Genomic DNA, 18,933 nt, shown 5'->3' on the forward strand with positions numbered 1-18,933 from the left:
GAGGCGTTTTGGTGGTACATCAGGAGTATACTCCAACCTTAAATGTTGGACAACTTGGTTTTTGGAGGTGTTGACCACATGCCACGTGCTATCGACGTTGCAGCGTGGGCGGTTGTCGCCGCGGGTGTGGCGGCCGTCGCCACCACGGCGGCGGTCACGCAGTCGCGCGAGGGCGAGCTGCCCACCGGCGACGACGTGGTCACCGCGGACGTGCGCATCGAGCGCATGCGCTACGTCCCCGACCGGATTGAGGTCCCGCGCGGCACCAAACTGGTGGTCAACCTGGTCAACGACGGCGAGAAAGAGCACGACCTGAAGATCGGGGAAGCCAGCTCCGGCCGGCTCTCCCCCGGCGAGGCGAACACGACCTACTTCGGGGAGTTCAACAAGGACGCGCGCGGCTGGTGCACCATCGCCGGGCACAAGACGATGGGCATGACCTTTAAGGTCGACGTGATTTAATCACCGCCACCTGCGCCTTCACTGCGCGCGCCATCAGCGGCAGAAACGCCACCAGCACGCCGAACGCGATGAAGGACAGCACGATGCGTGCGTAGGAGTTGCCCACCACCAGCCAGGCCAAAAGCGCCGCGTTGAACAGGCCGGCGCGCAGGTAGGCGGCCCGGTTGAGCTCACGCAGTCCCGCCTTGACCGCCGCCGGGCCGCCGCCCATGGTGGTGGGCATGAGGTAGCTCATGGTGCCGATGAGCAGCTGGCCCGCAAACCCGAGCAGCAGCGGCAGGGTGGGGATCTCACCGGCCCCGCCGAACATCCGCACCGCGTACCAGGTCAGCCCTCCGATGAGCCAGGTCACCGCGAACAGCACGGACAGCGCCGGGTAGGTCACGCGCCCGCGGGGATCGTTGAGCACCGTCAGCGCGCTGGCCAAAAATCCCTGGTACAGCCACACCCAGCCCGCCAGGATGACCACAGTGCCCGCGCCCACGACCACGGGCAGGCGCATGAGCGACCCCGCCACCGCCACGACAACACCAGTGCCGGCCAGCGCGAGCGCCACGCCGACGCGGTCCTGCCCGCGGGTGCGCCACATCGCCGGGAACAGCACGCTCAGCGCGCCCATCGCCGCGAATCCGACGAACCCGCCCACGTTGGTGAACATGTGGGCCTGGCGCACCGCGCCATGCCACTGCCCCGGCAGGCCTGCAGACAGCGCCGCGCCGAACAGCGCGCCCACCGGCAGGCAGCACGCGGAGGCGAAAAAGCCGATTACCCCGGCATGACGGCGCGGCGCCGAGCGCACCTGTTTAAAGAGCACCGCCGCGTGCCACGCCAGCGCCACCGCGACCACCAGCGCGCCCGCCCACGTCAGCCAGTACCACCGCGCGACCTGGCCCACCAGCACGGCGACGGTGCCGGCGTTGAGGAGGTAGGTGCGGGAAAGTTGGGCGGGCCGGGAGGCGTCGTCAAGCTTGTGCCCCAAGAAGCGCTCGGTGAGGTTTTGGGACCACAACATGATCGAGTTGGTCAAAATCCCCAGCGTGAAAATGTGGATGAGCAGCCAGGACCCGTCCGGGATGAACGGGTGCGCAAGGCCGGCGAGGATAAACACCGCCATCCAGATGCTCACCGGGCGCGAGGCTTTGCGGTGCCACGCGCGGGGGTTCATGTCAGGCATTGACTCCTCCAGACTTCGGGTTGTCGCGGAAACACCACCAGGTAGCCGCAGCAAAGCACGCCGCACCCGCGGCCAGCACGCCGATGACACCGTTGTAGGCGCCCGTGTAGTCCACCCCGCGGTCCAGCCCCGCCTGCAGCAGCGACCCCGTCAGCGCCACAGTAACCAGCGTGCCCAGCTCATAGGACACCTCCTCCACACCCGCGGCCATCCCGGAGCGGTGCATCGGCGCCGAGCCGATGATCGCGATCGAGGAGACACTCATCACCGAACCCGCGGACAGGCCCAGAAGCACCATGCCTATCGACGTCCATCCGGCCGCCAACGCCACCGCCCCCACTACCGCGCCGAGGAACCCGCCGGCGATCAACGGCAGGAAGCCGACCTTGTGCAGATATGCCCCGCCGAGCGTGGAGGCCGGGATCGCACACAGGGCCATCACGGCGACGGTGGCGCCGGCGTGAAGGGGCGTGAGCTCGTCGACAAGCTGCAGCTTCTGCGTGGTCATGAGTTCGGCGCCGGCGAGGACGAACATGCCGCCGGCCGCCGCGAGGACGCCGCCGGTGAACAGGCGGGAGCGGAAAATGTCGAAGGTGAGCAGCGGGTCGTCCAGGCGGTTCTGGCGGCGCACGAACAGCCAGGAACCGACGGCGGTGGCGACAAGCGCTGCGAGGGTGATGGCGGGGCTGTGGGCCGCTTGCTTGATGGCCATGGTCAGGCCAGACAGCGCGACCAGGGCGTAGAGCGAGGAGACGACGTCCCACTGTTTGTCCAGGTTAGGCAGGTTCTCCGGCGCGAGCGTGATGGTGAGCACGAGGGCGACGATGACGATGGGCACGTTGATGAGGAAGACGGAGCCGACCCAGAAGTGCTGGATCAGCGCGCCGCCGACCACAGGACCCAGCGCGCCGCCCGCAACCGCCACCGAGCCCCAGATGCCGATGGCGGTGTTGCGCTCGCGCTCGTCCGGAAACGTCAAGCGGATCAGCGCGAGCGTGGCCGGCATCATCACCGCAGCACCCATACCGAGCATGCCGCGCGCCAGGATCAGCTCTAAGGGGCCGGGCGCGAACGCCGCGCCCAGCGACGCCAAGCCGAAGATGGCCAGCCCCACGATGAACATCAGGCGGTGGCCCACCCTGTCGCCCAGCGCGCCGGTGCCCAAAAGCAGTCCGGCGAGCACCAGCGGGTAGGCGTTGATGATCCACAGGCCCTGCTCCGGGGAGGCGTCAAGGGAATGCTCCAGCGCCGGCAGCGCGGTGTACAGGATGGAGTTGTCCAGGCCGATCATGAGCAGCCCGAGCGAGACCACCGCGAAAAATCCCCAGCGCTGCGCCTTAGTCATGGGCAGATGGTACCGCGCGCAAAAAAGTGCGCCCAGGTTGCGGGACGCACTGTGTTTAGTTGGCGGGCTTAGCGCATTGCGAGGAATGCTGCGCCGATGCCGAGGACTGCCAGGGCCGCGACGACGCCGCCGATGATGGCTGCGATGTTGATCTGGTTGTTGGCGTGCTTCGGGGCGTCGGCCTTGGCGGGCTTGACCTCTTCCTTGGCGTCTTCGACCTTCGCTTCCTCGACCTTGGCTTCTGCCTTGGGCTGCTCGGCGGGGACTTCACCTGGCTGGGCTTCGGCGTCTGCGGCTTCGATTTCCTCGGCCGGCACCAGTGCGACCATGGGGTGCTCTTCGGCGACCTCGACAGCTTCGGGCTGTTCGATCTCGACGATCTCTTCCGGCTGCTCGATCTCCTCGACCTCAGCCTTTGCGCGGGCGCCGATGGATTCGGCGTAGGCACCGATGCGCGGGTTGTCGAGTACCAGGGAGTCCCAGTCGGCGGGGATGAACACCTTGCCGGCTGGGGTGTCGGCGAAGTAGGGCTTTTCGGAGTAGTTGAAGTAGTTGAACTGGTGGTTGTAGTTCATCACCGAGTGGTAGCCGTCCTGCATCGGGGAGCCTTCAGCGATGTCCTCGACGTATTTGGCGGCGCCCCAGTGGCGCAGACCCAGGGTGTGGCCGAACTCGTGGAGGATGGAGTTTCGCACCTGTTCCTCGTTGGCACGCCCGCCGGGGTTGGCGACGTAGAAGGAGTTATCGCCCACCAGCGACAGGCCCGTGGCGTTGGAACCTGCACGCATCCGGTCGCCCAGCACACCGGGGCGGAAGATGTTTGCGCGGTCACCAAGGTTGTTGATGGTGTCGATGAGCTGGAACGCTTCGTGGCGGTTCGCGTCGAAGTACACGTCGCGGTAGTCGATCGTCTCGCCGCCGAAGTGCTCGGTGTAGTTGGGGATGTTGGTGTAGTGCTCGCCGGCGTCGATGTGCAGGGCAATGCCGTGGTCGGCAAACAGGTCCACTAAATCGTCCAGGCTCTGCGTCGACGGGGCGTAGGAGGTGCGGTTGGCGTTGGCGCACTCGCGGGCGGCAGAAGTGTCGCAGCCGAGGGTGTCGTATTCGGAGGCCATCCAGTTCAGCTGGAGGAAGACATCCGGGCGGTTGGGGTCTGCTCCCCAGTCCGGCAGGGGGATTTCTGTGCCGTCTGCTAAAACGACGCCTTGTTCTTCCCAGATGTCGGGCAGGCCGTCGCCGTCGGAGTCAACGAGGGTGGCGGTGTTGGTCAGCACCGGTGCGAGCTCGATCTCTTGGGCGGCGTGTGCGACGTCGGCGCCGGAGATGGCGATGGCTGCGGCAACCGCTGCGGCGATGGTGTTTCGGAATGCTGCTCGCATCTCGGTGACTCCTTGGGGTGTGTTTGTTTTTCTCTTTGTGACAACCCTGAGTTTATGCACCGAGTATGCGCAGGTAAAACGCTTTGGCCCAGGCTGAAAAATACCCTAAATCGTTGAACATTCCGTCCGGATTGTTCAACGTTTCCACCCGTTTTGGCCTGCGGATTGTTCATCAATCCGGGGGCGCGGTCCGGGGTTTCGTCAGTATTGTTCAACGATCAATCCGGCAACGCTCGCGGATGGTTGAACAATCCACTATCACCGCATTTTATGCACCTTAAGGTGTTTTCCAGCATGGATTTCGGCAATTCCGCATCTACCTGCATGTTCCGGTTAACCATACAATTCATACACTCTCAGATTCGGTGGTTTTCCCTCAGGAACCCCCGAAACCCCCTGGATTGTTCAAAGATCCACAGATTGTTCAGCAATCCGGAAACCCCCACTACCCCCGTTTTTTACCCCCGCTGCGGTGCAAGGGGCCGTCGCAAAGCAAAAAGCCCCCTCTAACCCGAGTTCCTGCGCATCTTCGCGCGACGCATATCAATGGCCAACGCGATGCCGATCACCGCCGCGTGCTGGCGTTCGTCCAGGCCGGGCTCGATGCGCACGCGGTAGCTGGACTTGCCCATCAGCATCCGCCCCATGCCGGAATACTCCGCGTCCACGGTCGCGAGTGGGCGGCCCTGGCTGGTCAGCGTGTAATTCAGCTGGAACGCCTGGCCCTGGATCTGCACGTCCGGAAAGCCCGCGACCTGCACGTCGAACTTCGCGCCGATCCAGGCGAAGCGCTGCGTCAGCCGCGCGAGCTCCAGCGGCGGGTTGACCTGGTGCACGACGTACTTGTCGCGGATGAAGTTCACCGGGTCCTCGATGCTCAGCACATGCGCGCCGGCCGCGTCGAACACCTCCACCCCGCGCGACGCCTTGACCAGGTCGCTCATCTTCAGCGTCTGCCTGGCCGTGCCCAGCAGCTCCCCGTCCGAGCCCTCGATCGCGAACGTGTCGCGGCCCAGGGCCTTCGTTTGCCTTACGACGATCTCACGTTCCCTAAACACACCACCACCCTAACGGGGCGTGGCTGGTTGTGGGGGGTGGTTTTGGGCGGCTGGTGTTGCCTGCCCTGCCCCCCTCTCCACAAACCCCTAGTAAGCCCTCCCTAGTATGGCCATTTTTGGGCCTTAGTAGGGGTTTGTTGCTCGGGGTATGTCCCGATGCCCGCCAGTCGAGTCGCTAAAAGGTGAGACGCTCCCGCACGATGCTTCAGCCCTAGGGCTGGTATTCGCGACGACAGCGTCTCGGCAACGGGGCGAACTTCGGAAGAAGGTTACCCGCTCGTCGATGATTCTACCGTGCGCAGCGGAAAACCCCGGCGGCTGGTGCTATCCAGCCTGCCGGGGTTTTACGCGCCTAGCTCAGAGGGGTGCTAGTTCGAGCTGCCCCACGCGTCGCCTTGACAAGGTCCCCCAGCTTCCGCGTCTGTCGCGCCGAGCCCAGCAGTTCGCCCGTCGCACTCTCGATGGCGAACACATCGCGCCCCATCGCCTTCGTTTGCTTGATGACGACCTCCGGCTCCGAACATGCCCCAGAGTGAACAGCGATGCCCGGGAGTCTGTAACGAAAGTTTGTTACGCGTAACGGAAATTGCATTGCATTTGCGTTACGCGTAACGGAAATGCATTACAGTTCGGTTCATGTCCGAACTTGACCTCGCGGCTTTGATCGACCTGCTGCTCAGCATCGGCACCGATACCTGGAATATCGAGGCCAAGGATGCCTCCGGTGGGCTGCCGACCTCACTTGATGAAACCCTCAGTGCGTTCGCGAACATGCCCGATGGCGGTGCCATCGTCCTCGGCCTCGCCGAAGAAGACGGGCAGATGCGCGTCCGCGGGGTTGCAAATGCGAAGGACCTGGCAGCCGGGCTTGGCACCAAGGCGCGTGAGCGCATTCACCCTCCAGTGCAGCTTGGGGCCGTGCAAATCGCCACCATCGACGGGAAGCAAGTTGTAGGTTGCGTAATTCCTCCGCAGCCACCCGAGCGCCGACCATTTCGGGTCGGGGCCAATGGTCCCGCCTTCACACGATCGAGCGATGGCGATCACGAATTGAGCCGAGAGGAGGAGCTGTACCTCACCTCCCAGCGCAGCCAGCCGGTCCACGACCGGCAACCGGTCGAAGGAGCGGACGTGGACCGCGACCTGGTGCCGGAGCTGCTGGAACAGTACCTGAGCGCAGAGCAGCGAAGTTCTCGCCGCCTCCAGGGGATGGGCCGTGACGAACTGCTCGTGCGGACGAACGTCGTTGACCACGAGACCGGTCTACCGACGGTTGCTGCGGTGTACGCGATGGGGCTCCACCCGCAGCAGTTCCTCCCGCACACGGCCGTGAAGGCGCACGCGAGAAGTGACGGGCAGAACACCGGCCTGCGTCTCACCGACCACGATGAGTTCACCGGCCCTATTCCTGATCTCCTCGAATCAGCCGAGTCTTGGGCCCGCAAGCACCTGATGCGCGGGGTCGCGTTTCGCGATGGCCACGGGTTCGACGCTCCCGAAATCCCGGCCGTCGCGCTGCGAGAAGTTATCGCTAACGCGCTCGTTCACCGCGACCTTTCCGTTGCCAGCTTCGGCAGCTACCCGATGCTGATCAAACTGCCGATGAAGTTCATCGTTGAAAATCCCGGTGGGTTGTGGGGGCTGACAGAACGCGAGCTTGGCAAGACAAGCCCGCGGGCGAAGAACGCGGTGCTGTACCGCATGTGTTCCGCAATCAGGACCGAGGACGGCAAGCGAGTCATTGAAGGACACGCAACCGGAATTCCCGAAGTGCGGCGAAGCCTCCGCGACGCTTTCCTTCCGGCACCCTATTTCAAAGACGAAGTAATCAAGTTCAAGGTGCTGCTGACCTCGTCGAGCATGTTGTCAGAGGACGATAGGAACTGGCTTTCCCAGCAGCCTGGGGCAAACGTGATGTCTGTCGCGCAGAAACACGCGCTCGTAGCAATGCGGCACGGTGCGGAACTGACGAACTCCGCCTACCGCAATGATTTCCCGATGGATTCGGTTCAGGCCCGAGACGAACTCCAGGAGCTGGTCCGCTTTGGGCTAGCCGAGCAGGTTGGAACCGGAAGAGGGACCGCGTACCGCCAGAGTGGGAGCGGCCAAGCGGAACTGCCGGTCCGGACTGTCGGCGAAACCGCGACGAACGAACAGCGAGTCCTTGACTCGTTACAACAGACTGGCCGCCCTATGAGCAGGCGCGAGCTGGCTTTATCTACCGGGCTTAGCGAAAGCCAGGTGTACCGAGCACTGAAAAGCATCGACGTCCTCCAGCAGGGCCCGGCACCCCATGACGGCAGAGTGGTCGTCTATTGGGTGTGATCTGGGGGTTAAACGACAAACCCCGGCGGCTGGTGCTATCCAGCCTGCCGGGGTTTTACGCGCCTAGCTCAGAGGGGTGCTAGTTCGAGCTGCCCTCCGAGGAGCCAGCGGAGGAACCTTCAGAGGAACCGCCCTCGGAGCCAGCCTCGCCAGCGTCCTCGCCGGTTTCGTCGCGGCCGGGGGTGTTGGTGACGGGCGGGACGACCGTCGTCACGCGGTCGCCCCCGAGGGAGGAACCGCCCACGCGCACCTCATCGATGGAGGTCGACTTCTTCGGACCGATGGCGGTGAACGCCTCGCCGGCCTCGTTGGAGCACCAGTCGTAGAGGACGGAGCCCGCGACAACCACGCCGGCGGCGATGGCTGCCCACTGGCCGTACTGCTGCACGTCCGGGCGCATTGCCAGCTCCTGCAGCATGCGGTTGGCGGCCTCGGCCTTCGCGCGCAGCTCGGCGACCTGCTCGTTCTCCTGGCCGCGGCGGCCGTAACCGAAGTTCGGCGTCTTGCGGCGGATCTCGTCCTGGATCTCCGCGGACAGACGGTTGAACTGCTCGTTCACCGCGTTGACGTACGGGCCAGCGACCTCACCCAGCACCTGGCCCGCCAGCAGCAGCGGCACCATGTAAATGATCGGCGAGCGCACCGCGTTGGCGACACAGCGGCCGAGGATGTCGTTGCCTTCATCCACGGTGGCCTTGGTGGTGACCAGGGTGGTCGGCACTTCGGTGACCGTGATCTGCGGCAGCGTCTCCGTGACCACCGGCGGCAGCGTGTACGTTGCCGTCGCGGTCACCGGCGGGGTGTAGCCATCCACCGGGGTCGGTGCGACCTCGGTGACGGTCTTGCCGGAGTCGTCCACAACCACAACCACCTGGCCCGGAACATCCGGCGTGGTGGTCACTTCCGGACCCTCAACGGTGGTGACCACCGTCTGCGGCTCCGGCGTCACCGTCTGCACGGTGGTCACCGGCGTGGTGCGAGTGACCGTGATCGGATCCTGCGTCTGCACCACAGTGGTGACGATCGGGTCCGGAGTCTCGGTGGTGGTCACCTCGGAGGTGACCGGCTCCGGAGTCTCCGTGATGGTGACCTCGGAGGTGACCGGATCCGGCGTGACTGTGGTGACCTCGCCGGACACGGTGGTGGTCACCGGCGCCGGGATGATCGTGGTGGTCTTGACCTCGCAGTCGCACGGCTTCGCACCCGTGGTCGGGGTGGACTGCGCCTTGTTCGTCGGCGTGTTCGGGGTGCGCTCCACCACCGTGGTCTCGGTGGTGACGGTGCCCGGAACCGTCGTTGTCTCGTTGGTCGTGCCCGGCACGGAGGACACCACAGTCTCGGTGGCGGTGACCGGCGGTGCGGTCGCGATCGCCTCGTTGACGTGGTAGCCCGCCGGCGCGGAGACCTCGATCACGATCTCCACAGACTCGCCCGGCTCCAGGGACAGGCCGCGGCCTGCAGACTCCAGCGCCTTGTTGATCTCGGCGGTGAACTCGTCGGCGTCGCCGCCGTCCAGGCGGGTGACGTTGTCCACGATGTCCACGCCGTCCAGCTTCACGGAACCGGTGTTGGTCACCGTGTAGCGCAGCTCCATCGTCTCGCCCTCGCCGATCGGCAGAGCGTCGGCCTCGGTCTCGGCGTCGCGCCAAGCGTCGTCGCCCTCGTCCGCGCGCTTGATCTCCTTGAGGATCTCCAGCTGCGGGGAGTCGGAGGAGGCGTCGTCCGGCGGCGCGGTCACGGTCACGACTGTCGACGGAACCACGGTCTCCGGCACAGTCGTGTGCGGGTTCGTGGTGCCCGGGATCGTGGTGGCCGGGATGGTCACCGGCGGAACCTCGACGTTGACCTCGTTGTCGTGGCGGCCGGCCGGGGCCTTCACCGTCACGGTCACGTCCATGGACTCGCCCGGCTCGAGCGCGAACGGAGCGACCTTGCCCAGCTGGGCGTCGATGGCCTGCTGCAGCTCGGCGTTGTCTTCCTTCACCTCGTCGGTGAGGCGGATGCCGTCGATAGGCAGAGTGCCCTTGTTGGTCACCCGGTAGGTGATGTCCATGTCCTCGCCGGCGTTGACTAGGGCGTGCTCGTCGCGGCCGTTGATGAACTTCTTCACCTCAAGCAGCGGCGAGTTCGCGCGCGCGGTGGTGGACACCGTCGTGCCCGGCACGGGGCGGCCCGGCAGGGTCGTGCCCGGGATGATCACCGGCGGCACCGTCGTGGACGGGCCGGTCGTGCCCGGGATCGTGGTGCCCGGACGGGTGGTGCCCGGAACCGTGGTCTCCGGCACCTCGGCGCGAGCTTCGTTGACGTGCTCGCCCTTAGGCGCGGTGACCTCGATGCGGATGTCCTGGAAGGCGCCCGGCGCGAGGTTGAACGGCTCAGCCTTCTTGGCCAGCTCCGCGTTGATCTCGTCCTGCAGCTCCTGGTTGTCCTCGCGGATCTGGTCCGCGACCGCGATGTCGGTCAGTTCCACGTTGCCGGTGTTGCGGACGCGGTACCAGATCTCCATCTTCTGGCCCGGAGTGACGGAGGCGTCCTCGCGGCCGTTGATGCGCTTTTCAATGTTCAGGCGGCGCAGCTCAACCGGCGTGCAGACAACGTTGTTGCCCGGGCCGTCGGTGTCGCCGTCCATGTTGACCACGTTGACCAGGCCGGAATCCGCACCCGGGTTCGCGCCCTCGGCGGTGCACTGGCCGACAGCCTCCGGCAGGTTGTTCGCCGCGGCCTCAGCCAGGGTGCCGGTGACGGTGACCTTGTAGTCCTTGTACTTGCCCGGCTTCAGCTCAGCAGCGTCGGCGACCTTGTAGCGGCCGTTCTTCACGTCCACAGCCTTCTCATCGACGGTCACTTCGTTGACCGTGAAGCCGGCGCCGCGCAGCGGCACGTCCCAGATGGTGGCGTGCTCGCCGGCGACCAGACCGGAGTTGCGAACGCGGATGACGTACTCGTTGGAGTAGTTGTAGCTGCCCTCGTCGTTGCGGGTCAGCTCGACGTTGCCCGCACGAGCAGCAAGCTTCTCGACGGCAAACTGCGGCCGCTCAGGCGCCGGCGCAGTCGTCGTCTCCGTGACCGGCGGCGGCGGAGTGGTTGCCGAGGTGGTCGGCGTCGCCTGTGCGGTGTTCGTCGGCACGTTCGGGGTCTTCTCGGTGGTGACCACGGTGGTGGTCAGCGAGCCCGGCACCGTCGTCGTGGCGTCGGTAGTACCTGGCACCGAGGAGACCTGCGTCTGGGTGGTGGGCACCGCCGGGGCCGTCGCGATGGCCTCGTTGACGTGGTAGCCCTTCGGCGCGTCGACAGTAATCTCGACGACCTTCTTCTCGCCCGGCTTCAGGGTGAAGCCACGGCCCTCAGCCTCGAGCGCGCCGTTGAGCGCATCGGTGAGCGCCTGCTGGTCGCCCTCGTCAAGGCGAGTGACGTTATCGATAATGTCGATGCCGCTGAGCGTGACGGAGCCGGTGTTGGTCACCGTGTAGCGCACGCGCATCTTGCCGTTCGCGTCCACAACCGCCGCGTCGTCCTCGGTGTCGGCGGCGTGCCACTCGTTGTCCTCGAGGCTGAAGATGTCCTTGAGGATCTCCAGCTTCAGCGAATCGGAGCGGGCGTCGTCGGACGGGGTGGTCGTCTGCGTGACCACGCGCTCCGGGACCGTGGTCTCCGGAATCGTGGTGCGCGGGTTCGTCGTGCCCGGAATCGTGGTGGCAGGCACCGTCACCGGCGGGACCACCGGACGTGCCACGTTGACGTGACCGCCCTCCGGTGCCTTGACCGTGATCTCCACGTCGTGGTAGCCGCCGGCCGGGATGTCGATCGGCTCGACCTTGGCCAGCTCGGCCTCGATCTGCTTGGTCAGGTCCGCCTTGGTTGCCTTGGAGCCCTCAGTGACCTCGTCAGCGATGGTGACACCCTTGGCGTCGGCGTTGCCGTTGTTGAACACACGGTAGGTGATCACCATGTCCTGGCCGGGCTCCACAATGTCGCCGTCGTCCAGGTTGTTGATGTACTTCTTGATGTCCAGCAGCGGCGAATCCGAGCGTGCATCGTCCGACGGGGTGGTCACAGTGACCACCGTCGACGGCACGGTGGAGGCCGGGATCGTGGTGTTCGGGTTCGTCGTGCCCGGGATCGTGGTGCCCGGCACGGTCACCGGGGGCACGATCGGCTTAGCGACGTTCACGTGACCGCCAGCCGGCGCCGGCACCGTAATGCGCACCTCGCGCACCTCACCCGGCTCCAGCGCGAACGGCGCCTCGTTCTTCAGCGCGGCGTTGATGTCGCGCTGCAGCGCCTTGGACACCTGCTCGTCGGCGGCCTCGGTGACCTCGTCGTCGAGGCGGATGCCGTCGATACGCACGGAGCCCGTGTTGGACACGCGGTAGAGGATCTCCATGTCCTCGCCCGGCGCAACCTGCGTGCCCTCGTCGTAGCCGTTGATGAACTTCTTGATCTCCAGCTTCGGCGAGTTCGCGTGCGCGGTGGCGGTGACCGTGGTCGGCGGGACCGAACGACCCGGCACGGTGGTGCCCGGGATGGTCGTCGCCGGGACGGTCGAGCCCGGGATGGTGGTGCCCGGCACCGTGGTCTCCGGGTTGGTGGTGCCCGGGACGGTCACCGGCGGGACGGTGGTCTCCGGGATGGTCGTCTCCGGACGGGTCGTGCCCGGCACGGTGGTCTCCGGCACCTGGGCCTCGACCTCATTGGTGTGCTCGCCCTCGTGCGCGGTGACCTCGAACGTCACATCCTTGACTTCGCCCGGCTCGAGGTCGAACGCCTCGATCTTGGCGATCGCGGCGTCGATCTCCGCCTGGAGCTCCTTGTTGTCTTCCTTGATCTGGTCTGCCAGCGTAATGCCGGAGAGGGTGACGTTGCCCGTGTTGCGGACGCGGTACCAGATCTCCATCTCATCGCCCGGGGTGACCGGGGCATTCTCACGGCCGTCGATGCGCTTTTCAATGTTCAGACGGCGCAGCTCAACCGGCTCGCAAACGATGTTGTTGTCCGGGCCATCGGAATCGCCAGCCATCTCCACCGTGTTGACCAGACCAGAGCCAGCACCCGGGTTACCCGGGGTCACAGCCTCGCACTGACCGACAGCGGCCGGCAGCGCGTCTGCAGCCTTCTCGGCGAGGGTGCCGTTGACCACCACTTGGTAGTCCTTGTACTCGCCAACTGCGAGCTCAGCTTCCTCACTGATGAGGTAACGGCTGTTTTCCGGCTTGACCTCGGTGCCGTCGACGGTGACGGAGTTGATGTCGAAGCCGACACCGCGCACCGGCACATCAGAGATCTTCGCGTGCTTGCCAGCGATGGAGCCGGTGTTGCGCACGCGGATGGTGTACTCGGCGGAGTAGTCGTACTGGCCGTTCTCGTTGCGCTTCAGCTCGATGCCGGACTGGTTGCCGAGCTTCTCCACCGCAAACTGCGGGTCCGGAACAACCGGAGTCGTGGAGGAGGTCGGCGTCGCGTGCGCGGTGTTGGACGGGGTGACCGGTGCAGTCTCAACGACCGTGGTCTCCGTCTTAAATGACGGCGGGATGGTCGTTCCTGGAACGGTTGTGCCGTTTTCCTCTGACGGCGGGACAGTGCTGCCCGGCACCGGGTTGACTACCGTACGGGTGGTTGTCAGCGCGGGGACCTCCGGGCGCGCCACGTTGACGTGGCGACCCGTCGGCGAGTTGACCTCAATCTCGATGTACTGGGCCTTGTCTTCGCCCGGCTCCAGGACGATGCCATCGGGGAGCGCCGCGAAGTGGGCCTCGATCTGCTCCTTGATCTCTTCGGTAAGCGCCGTGGTATCTCCGCCCTCGTACTCAGTGACCTCATCCAAGATGTTCGTGACTGTCAGGTTCACGGAACCGGTGTTGGTCAGCTTGTAGCGGATCTGCATCTTCTCGCCCGCCACTACTGCAGCGTCAGCCGGATCCTCCGGCTTATCAGCCGGGACATAATCACCCGTTGCAGCGCTGAAGATGTCCTTCTCAATCGCGATGCCCAGCTCGTCGGAGCGTGCGTCATCGGACGGGGTGGTGGTCGGAGTGATCACACGGCTCGGACGGGTGCTCGACGGCACGGTCGTGCCCGGAATCGTGGTCACGGCGTTGGTCGTGCCGGGGATCGTGGTCTCCGGAATGGTCACCGGCGGAACCGTTACCGGCGGCACAACCGGGCGTGCCACGTTGACGTGGTAGCCGTCGGGCGCGGTCAGCTTGATCTCAACCTCTTTGACCTCACCTGCAGCCAGATCGAGGGCCTCGACGTTTTTCAGCTGATCCTGGATCGCCTTATCCCATTCGTTGACGTCCTTCGCCTTGGTAACCTCATCGGCGATGGTCACGCCCTTGACCGGGGTGGTGCCGGTGTTGGCGACGATGTAGGTGATGGTCACCTCGTCGCCCGGCTTAACAACGTCACCGTCGTCGTAGCCGTTGATGACCTTCTTGATGTCCAGCTTCGGCGAGTTCGACCGTGCATCATCCGGCGGAGCGGTCACGGTAACCACCTTGGACGGGACGCTGGTACCCGGGACGGTGGTGTACGGGTTCGTGGTACCCGGGATCTCGGAACCCGGGATCGTTGACGGCGGCACCGTCACATTTGCAACGTTGCGGTGGCCACCGGCAGGGGCTTTCACCGTGATAGTGATGTCACGGTAGGTACCCGGCTCAAGCGCGAATGCCTCGATCTTATTGAGCTCGTCGTTGATCTGCTTCTGCAGCTCATCCTTCTCGGCGCCCTCGGTGACCTCATCGACGATCTTGATGTCGTCCACGCGCATCTGGCCGGTGTTGCTGACACGGTAGAGGATCTCCATGTCTTCACCCGGCACCACATCAGCGGCGTCATCAAAGCCGTTGATGTACTTCTTGATCTCCAGCTTGGGGCTGTTCGCCTTCGCGGTGGTGGACACCGTGGTGCCCGGGATCTCGCGCTCCGGAATCGTGGTCTCCGGGCCAGTGGTACCCGGAAGCGTCGTCGCTGGGACAATCGCCTGCGCCTCGTTCTCGTGCGCACCCTTCGGAGTGTCTACCTTGATCCTGACATCGTGGACGGCACCCGGAGCCAGATCGAAGACCACGTCCGCAAGCTTGCCGTTGATCTCATCCTGGAGCTCCTGATCGTCTTCCTTAATTTGGTCAGCGATCTTGATGCCGGTCAGCGTGGTGTTACCGGTGTTGCGGACGCGGTACCACAGCTCCATTTTTTCGCCAGGCTTAACGACGGCCTCTTCACGGCCATCAATGCGCTTCTCAATGTTGAGACGACGCAGCTCTACCGGCGTGCAGACGACGTTGTTCTCCGCACCATCCGAGTCGCCTTCCATCGTTACTTCGTTGACCAGGCCCGTGTTCTGTGCCGGATCCTGACCATCAGCGTCGCACTGGCCAACGGCCTCCGGCAGGTTGTTCGCAGCGTCACCTTCAACGGTGCCGGAAACGGTGACGCGGTAGTCCTTCACCGCGCCCGCGGCGAGCTCTTCGCCGTCGGAGATGGGGTACTTACCGTTTTCGTCAGCCTCAACGTTGGTCCCATCAACGGCTACAGAATCAACGGTGAAACCGTCGCCTACAACCGGAACATCGCTAACCTCTGGGAACGCGCCATCCACTTCAGAGGTGTTGCGAACGCGGATGATGTACTCAGTGCTGAACGCATAGTCTCCATCACCCTTCGGCGCCAGGTTGATGGCGCCGGCCTCAACACGGAACTTCTCAACGGCGAACTCTGGGTCCACCACTACCGGCGGCTCCTCACATTGCCGCTGCCCCACGACGTAAGCATTGGTAGTCGCGTCGTTGTTATACCCGGTGGGGAAACCGGTTTCAGTCCCCACCCTGCTGATTCGGACCCGCTTCTTATCGTCATCGTTTGCGATTTCGATATCCGGATTCTCAACGTGAATCCGGTATGCAGTACCAGCTGCATTCTTGCTGAAGCCTAGGTCGCCATTTCCATATGTCCATGCATTACCGTAAACACCGTTTCCCATTCCGAGGTCGGTGACGTCCCAGCTGACGGTTTGACCGGTGGTTACATCTGTGCGGAGTAGCGTCTGTTCAGATTCACCACTCGTGTTTGAGCTCAGCGACCAGATGTATTTGCTTGGCTCTAGACCGACAAAGGCCCAGTCGTTCGAATTCTTCTCTCCGGTATTGGGAATTCCCGCCGAAACAGCGGTGACAACACTGCCATCATTGGTCGGTATCCATAGACCATTCTGGACATCTTGGGTATTAATCCGGTACACGGTACCGGATCCCATTGGAGAATTATTGGAGAAAATGTAATTGCCCTGAGCATCAAACGCACCATTCGTAATTCCGGCGTGCAGATCCAAATCAAAGAGGTGGTTGTACTCGTTTTCTAGCCGAATGTGACCGATTGGTTCGACGTTGCCAGTTACCGGGCTGATGCGAAGTAGAACACCGTAGTACCTGTCCCTATCGATGTTGTAACTTCCGTAAGACGCATCCCCCGTTAGCGGTCGGTCCTGAGAGATAGCGTATAGATAGCCATCGGCAGGGTTGTAGGCAAGAGCGTTGTACACCCAGTCCGTGTCGCTGCCCTCTACCGTCGAGAATGCGGATTCGCCGACCTCCCGGCGCTGAAGGTAGGTACGGTCACGCTCCCGTGTGTTGGTGTTATTTTGCTGGTCCTTGTAACTCATGGAGATCCATGTTGTTACCTCCGTACTCGGTGCAACGCAGTTCTCTGCTGGAGCTTTAAGCGGATCCGGATTTTGTGGATCGGCATACACATCAAGCTCCGGCCCGTTCGCCGCGGGAGCGGGAAATACGTAGCCCACGGAAATCGCCCCAGGTAGCGTCGACGCATCATCACCCTCGTAGCTCACCTGGATGACCTGGTTGCCGCCACTCAGTGTAACCAGCTCAGGGAAGTAGAGAAGGACGGATTTTCCGTCATTTAAAAGTCGGGAAAAAGGGATCCTATAGGTTTCCCCCATCACTGAAACGGTGTAGGTTCCGCTATTGGAAAAATGACCACTTGCATCCGGGCCAGCGTGCAGTTTGATGGCGTTGAGAGATTGCACTCCACCGTACTGGCCAACCGTGATATTAACGTCCCACGTATTCGACCCGTATGACGGAGTGCCGGGAGCCGTGCCCACCGCAGGCTGCGCAGATGCCAGTGGAACACCTAGACCGCCGCCTTCGACAACTATCGGACCAAGACCGAGCGAAATCGTTGATACGACCGCTAGAAGTTGCCGTCTCGCGCTCTTTTTTCTGGTTACGTTTGGATCCGGCACTTTCGTCTCCTATAAATCTGGTGCGGACTAAAACCATGGTTATAGTAACGTTTTCGCAGTACTAATGCACTAATTCCGAAGGAAGATGACGCGAAGGGATCATTGAGCGCACAACCTTCATTGATTCACTAACGTCCGGTCCACCCGACCTTAGAAAGATCGTGCCCCATCGCACACGTACATTCACCGCTCACACGCCGTGAAACAACCAGTAGGCGATCTGTATGTGGCATGGGATCGTTCTGGTTCTTCCCGTGAGGATCTGACCAACGCGGGGCAACACCGAGAACGAAACGATCTCGAGACACCGCAAGAACGATGTTTCAAGACAACACACTGTGACATCGTGCATGTCTCATGAGATCGTTCCGGTTCATGCTGCACAGATGTCTCACCACATCGTTCTGGTGGACACACCCGTGCGAGAAGTGCCCCGCCAGCGCGAATAGCCATCTCTCGAGACATCGTTCCGCCATGCGTTACGCGAAAGCCGAGAGCGGCAACGGAACGCTCGTCGATCGGCAATAGCCTCTACCTCCGCATCTCTGGGCACCGAACGCAGCGATCCCTAGGCTGCTTCCGCATCACCCCACCTAGGAGCCAGACCCACCACGCCCCGGGGCAATCTGTCCTCCGTTTCAGCAGACCCAGATCTGGCGCTCAATAGCCCTCAAAACCCCACAAATCACCCCACCCCGGGGCAACTCAGAAAGCAAAAATCTCGAGACACCGTAGGAACGATGTCTCGAGACTTGTTTGTGCCCGGGGGGGGACTTGAACCCCCACGTTCTTGCGAACACTGGCACCTGAAGCCAGCGCGTCTGCCAATTCCGCCACCCGGGCGGGCGACTTGATTAATATAGAACGCAGCTCACAAAAACTACAAATCGCCAGCGCACACCGCCTTTTACCCCGCGTCTATAACGGGGCCGACACGCTGCGCGGATAGGTGGTGTCGGGTCCGGCACCTATACTGTCCGGGTTACTTAAATTCTGATGTGAAGAAAGGAGGTGCGCAGGAAATGGCAGTGATGGACAGGCTGGCAAAGCTGGACAGTTCTCTGCAGCGCGGCTTGGACAATTCCATGGCGGCGCTGTTCGGCGGCAAGGTTGTGCCTGAAGAAATTGAGGAGCTGGTCAAGCAGGAAGCCCAGGACTCGCTGGTGGTCACGGATAAGGACGAGTATGTCGCCCCGAACGTGTACGCGGTGGGTGTGTCTTCGAAGGACTTGGAGAACCTGTCGCAGAACCGCGATCTTCCTGTGGACCTCGCCGATCAACTCATGCGCTACGTGCGCAACAAACAATGGTTTTTGGATGGCCCTGTTGTTGTGCGTATCGCGGAGGAGTCGGGTCTGCGCACTGGCCAGCTCCGGGTGTCTAGCTACATCGACACCATGCCGGATGTGGTCAGCGGCTTCGACGCCATCGTGGCGGAGCCGAAGAAGCGCAAGGCCTCGCGCTCGCAATTGAAGGAGGATGCAATGTCCGAACCTAACGCCAACCAGCCGCAGGACCCGCAGGCTGCCGCCAACCCTGAGGCAACCACGGTGAGCCTGCTGCTTCAGGACGGCTCGTCGCGCACGTACCTGGTCCACGAGGGCTCCAACATCCTGGGCCGCTCCAACGATTCGGACTTCCGCCTGCCGGACACCGGTGTCTCGCGCCAGCACGCGGAGATCACCTGGGACGGCCAGGTGGCGGTGTTGGTGGATCTGCAGTCCACCAACGGCACCACGGTCAACGACGAGCCGGTGGAGAACTGGATGCTGGCGGACGGCGACGTGATCACGCTGGGGCACTCCAATATTGAGGTGCGCATCGTCGGCAGTCAGGACCAGCCGCAGGCCGGTGCGAACGAGCCGCAGTTCACGGACTCGGTGGCGCACCCCAGCACCGAATACTTCCGCCCGTAAGAAGGGTTTGCC

The 18,933-nt window shown here is 63.4% G+C and carries 8 protein-coding genes and 1 tRNA gene; 3 read left to right on the plus strand and 6 right to left on the minus strand.

Annotation, left to right across the window (positions count from 1 at the left end; genetic code table 11):
- Positions 1-78 precede the first annotated feature (78 nt).
- The gene (locus tag MHX64_RS06465) at positions 79-462 is read left to right on the plus strand and encodes a cupredoxin domain-containing protein (RefSeq protein ID WP_239356322.1); all 384 of its coding nucleotides are present in this window, start codon (positions 79-81) and stop codon (positions 460-462) included.
- Here the strand turns inward: MHX64_RS06465 and MHX64_RS06470 are convergent.
- The 4 genes from MHX64_RS06470 to MHX64_RS06485 form a co-directional block, all read right to left on the minus strand.
- A complete protein-coding gene (locus tag MHX64_RS06470; protein ID WP_239356321.1) occupies positions 443-1,636 on the minus strand; it encodes a copper oxidase in 1,194 nt (397 codons plus the stop codon). The two genes, MHX64_RS06465 and MHX64_RS06470, sit on opposite strands and share 20 nt — an antisense overlap.
- On the minus strand, positions 1,629-2,981 hold the full coding sequence (locus MHX64_RS06475; protein WP_239356319.1) for an MFS transporter: 1,353 nt from the start codon (positions 2,979-2,981) through the stop codon (positions 1,629-1,631). The genes MHX64_RS06470 and MHX64_RS06475 overlap by 8 nt, the downstream gene beginning before the upstream one ends.
- A gap of 68 nt (positions 2,982-3,049) precedes the next feature.
- Complete coding sequence (locus MHX64_RS06480) at positions 3,050-4,360, minus strand: hypothetical protein (protein ID WP_239356318.1); 1,311 nt, start codon at positions 4,358-4,360, stop codon at positions 3,050-3,052.
- 506 nt (positions 4,361-4,866) lie between these two features.
- Positions 4,867-5,418 (minus strand): phospholipid scramblase-related protein, encoded by a 552-nt coding sequence (locus tag MHX64_RS06485; RefSeq protein ID WP_239356317.1) that lies wholly within the window; start codon positions 5,416-5,418, stop codon positions 4,867-4,869.
- 636 nt (positions 5,419-6,054) lie between these two features.
- Here MHX64_RS06485 and MHX64_RS06490 point away from each other — a divergent pair.
- Positions 6,055-7,743 carry an ATP-binding protein gene (locus tag MHX64_RS06490; RefSeq protein WP_239356316.1) on the plus strand — a complete coding sequence of 563 codons (1,689 nt, stop codon included), beginning with the start codon at positions 6,055-6,057 and terminating at the stop codon, positions 7,741-7,743.
- Positions 7,744-7,822: 79 nt separating this feature from the next.
- Here the strand turns inward: MHX64_RS06490 and MHX64_RS06495 are convergent, their stop codons facing one another.
- Together MHX64_RS06495 and MHX64_RS06500 are read right to left on the minus strand one after the other, a co-directional pair.
- Positions 7,823-15,472, minus strand: a complete 7,650-nt coding sequence (locus MHX64_RS06495; protein ID WP_239356315.1) for a hypothetical protein — start codon at positions 15,470-15,472, stop codon at positions 7,823-7,825.
- Positions 15,473-17,764: 2,292 nt separating this feature from the next.
- Positions 17,765-17,848 (minus strand) — tRNA-Leu (locus MHX64_RS06500).
- A 179-nt stretch (positions 17,849-18,027) separates the two neighbouring features.
- On the opposite strand from MHX64_RS06500, the gene MHX64_RS06505 reads away from it, so the two are divergent.
- The gene (locus MHX64_RS06505) at positions 18,028-18,921 is read left to right on the plus strand and encodes a DUF3662 and FHA domain-containing protein (protein ID WP_239356314.1); all 894 of its coding nucleotides are present in this window, start codon (positions 18,028-18,030) and stop codon (positions 18,919-18,921) included.
- Positions 18,922-18,933 lie beyond the last annotated feature (12 nt).

It is taken from the genome of Corynebacterium sp. ACRPZ (genome assembly GCF_022346205.1).
GTDB classification, from domain to species: Bacteria; Actinomycetota; Actinomycetes; order Mycobacteriales; family Mycobacteriaceae; genus Corynebacterium; species Corynebacterium lehmanniae.

Coding starts and splice junctions, on each gene's coding strand:
- MHX64_RS06475 (WP_239356319.1), bottom strand. CDS start 2,981: ATGACTAAGGCGCAGCGCTGGGGATTTTTCGCGGTGGTCTCGCTCGGG.
- MHX64_RS06490 (WP_239356316.1), top strand. CDS start 6,055: ATGTCCGAACTTGACCTCGCGGCTTTGATCGACCTGCTGCTCAGCATC.
- MHX64_RS06505 (WP_239356314.1), top strand. CDS start 18,028: ATGGCAGTGATGGACAGGCTGGCAAAGCTGGACAGTTCTCTGCAGCGC.
- MHX64_RS06480 (WP_239356318.1), bottom strand. CDS start 4,360: ATGCGAGCAGCATTCCGAAACACCATCGCCGCAGCGGTTGCCGCAGCC.
- MHX64_RS06465 (WP_239356322.1), top strand. CDS start 79: ATGCCACGTGCTATCGACGTTGCAGCGTGGGCGGTTGTCGCCGCGGGT.
- MHX64_RS06470 (WP_239356321.1), bottom strand. CDS start 1,636: ATGCCTGACATGAACCCCCGCGCGTGGCACCGCAAAGCCTCGCGCCCG.